This is a genomic window from Pedobacter sp., from assembly GCF_035566355.1.
In the GTDB taxonomy this organism is placed as follows: domain Bacteria; phylum Bacteroidota; class Bacteroidia; order Sphingobacteriales; family Sphingobacteriaceae; genus Pedobacter.
The window spans coordinates 1-3011 of record NZ_DATMRL010000304.1 but is presented as its reverse complement, the minus strand read 5'-3'; the positions used below and the strand labels follow the sequence as shown (position 1 = coordinate 3011).

General features: G+C 41.7%; 2 protein-coding genes. One reads left to right on the top strand and one right to left on the bottom strand.

Features of this window, described 5'->3' with window-relative positions:
- On the top strand, positions 1 to 761 hold a 761-nt coding region (locus VNZ46_RS12025; RefSeq protein ID WP_325560377.1), incomplete at its 5' end, for a hypothetical protein.
- Positions 762 to 1831: 1070 nt separating this feature from the next.
- Here the strand turns inward: VNZ46_RS12025 and VNZ46_RS12020 are convergent.
- Positions 1832 to 3011 (bottom strand): heavy metal translocating P-type ATPase (locus VNZ46_RS12020; RefSeq protein WP_325560376.1); only part of this gene is annotated, 1180 nt, incomplete at its 5' end.

Below are 3011 nucleotides of genomic sequence, written 5' to 3'. Positions count from 1 at the left end.
CGCAAAAGCCATTATCCAATATCGATACAAGACCCCTAATCGGTCCGCACGGAATAGATTTTGAAGATGGAAAAGTCTGGTTTACAGCCGAAGGGTCAAAGGCGGTTGGCCGTTTTGATCCTGCAACGGGTTTAAAAGATTGGAGTATGGGGACAGGTCAGGATCGTACACATATGATTTATGTGACCCCTGATGGTAAAAATGTTTATACGACAAATGTTAGCTCAGGAACTGTGAGTATTCTTGTGGATACCCTTCTCCCGCCACAGGTTGGCCCCAATGGACAGTCGTTCCCGGGAGCCAAAGCACGGATGGAGTGGCAACAAACAGTTATCCCTGTGTCCAAAGGTTCTGAAGGTTTTGATGTATCACCTAATGGCCGTGAATTATGGACTGCAGCTTCTGATGATGGAAGTATTGCCATCATCAATATTGCGGCCAGGAAAGTGACTGACAAAATAGATGCAAAGGCGTTTGGGGCAAACCGGCTAAAGTTTACGCCGGATGGAAAGCGGGTTCTGGTATCCAGTCTGAGAACAGGCGATCTGTTTATTTATGATGCAGGATCGCGAAAGGAATTGAAGCGTTTGAATATCGGCCATGGTGGGGCAGGCATACTTATGGACACTGATGGATCACGTGCGTTTGTAGGCTGCACAGGCGACAATTATGTGGCGATTATAGACCTCAAGACATTGGAAGTTACCGGGCATATCAATTTAGGCGGCCCAGATGGTCTGGCCTGGGCGGTTCGGCTTTAATTTCTTCAAATGACAAAGTATTTTGACGGTAAGACTTACCCTGTCAGGATGGACTGTCCATAATATATTCAAAGCCTATATATTGTCTCCAGGTGCAGGTTGATCAGGAAATGAAAAAATAAAATGGCCAAAATAAAAGCCCCTCATAAAAATGAAGGGCGAACTTTAAAACTCTTGCCCTACTAAGGACATGACGATGCTGATTTGAAATCTTGTACTCATATAATGCAATTGTCTTGCCACGGGTTTTTATCTCCCAAAATAATCGGTAAATCAGTACCAATGGATATTATTAAAACGGCAGCCGGTCGATGTTGATGTGGATGAGATTGTCGTTCATCTAAGGCTGATGGGAATAGTGTAAAAATTTATCCATAATAATATTCCTTAAATGAATTATCTGGTAATGTAAAGCGGAATAGCTTAGTAAAAATACGGTAGCACAATTTTTGATTATAAAGCAGCAAAAACATAAGGCCAATATATGCTACACGAATTTAAAGACTTGGAAATATCCGCACTTTATGATTTGCTGGCTACCTACACAACGAAATATACCCGTATGTTGAGACACTGGGGTCCGACTCTTGATTTTAAAGAATGCGAAGAATATATAGCAAAATTACATACCGAAATAGATTCCAGAATAATTCTAGAGAAAGAGGATGTAATCCGGTCCTGACTTAATCTGATTTTTATTCGTACTGAGATGGTTTCAAGCACTACTGACCCATTGCCTGTCGGGCGGAGGGTTTTTAATGAGCAGTGACTCGGTTAGGTCATGGCATGATATCTCCCGTCCTGCCAAATCCTGACTAGATGAATGCTAGTGGGAAAATCTCTAAAAATCAACACGTGATTTACGTCATTTCCATCCGGCATCCATCTTAAAGCGGATTAGAATAGCCATAGGCCTCGTTTGGCATCTGACCTTTCGAGATAATTAATTTATTCGCTTCTTTATTTTGAGAGAAAGCTGATGAAAAAATAACAAGGAGATATAACGGAAGACTGAAAAATTTATTCATAAGGAAGCTTTTGAGTTCAGGAGAATATTTTGCAAATAAAATCTATTTTACTTTCAATAAACCTGCGTTGATAGCTACCACCATTGTACTTAAACTCATCAGTGCTGCACCTGCAGCGGGACTCAACAATATACCATAATTGTATAATACGCCGGCGGCTAAGGGTAACGCGATCACATTATATCCTGTCGCCCAGGCAAGGTTCTGCATCATTTTTCGATAGGTGGATTTCCCGAATAGAATGAGTTTGGCAATATCCTTTGGATTGCTGTTCACCAGAATAATCCCTGCGGTTTCAGCTGCGATATCAGATCCTGAACCGACTGCAATACCAATATCTGACTGAGCCAGGGCCGGGGCATCATTTACTCCGTCACCTGTCATTGCCACAAACTCGCCTGCGCTTTGCAATTCTTTTATTTTTTCCAGTTTTTGATGTGGTAACACTTCAGCAAAATAACTATCCATTCCTAATTTCCTGCTTACCGTTTCTGCCACTGCTTTATTATCGCCCGTCAGCAATACGCATTTTATCTTGTTTTCGCGCAAAGTCTGTATGGCTTCAGCTGATTCTGGCCGGATAGCATCTGTTAATGAAATATAACCTGCCAATTCACCATTTATCAAAATGAATACAGAAGTTTCAGAAGCGTCCTGGCTTGAATTTTCGGGTTGGGATATTTTATTTTCTTTGAGGTATCCGGGACTTACCACCATCAGTTTTTTGTTATCCACTATGGCTTCCACACCCTGGCCCGTAATGGCTTTAAAATTTTCGGCAGGGGGGACGATAATAGAAAGTTCTTTTGCCTTTTGTAAAATACCTGTAGCAATGGGATGCTCCGAATTTTGTTCCAAAGCAGCAGCGAACCTTATCAGATCATTTTCTCTTATGTCCTTCTGAAAAACGATAATCTTTGATACAGCAAATTTCCCTACTGTAAGTGTTCCTGTTTTATCAAATACCAGTGTGGTTATTTTCCTGGCATTTTCGAATGCCGTTCTATTTTTAATCAGCAAGCCATTTTTGGCGGACAAAGCAGTGGATTTAGCCACTACAAGGGGCACTGCTAAACCAAGCGCATGTGGGCAGCAGATAACGATCACCGTCACCATTCTCCCGACTGAGAAGGAGAGATCTTTTCCTGAAAGATACCATACTAAAAAGGTAGCAATACCGGATACAATAGCAATTAAGGTAAGCCAGCGTGCTGCTTTGTCA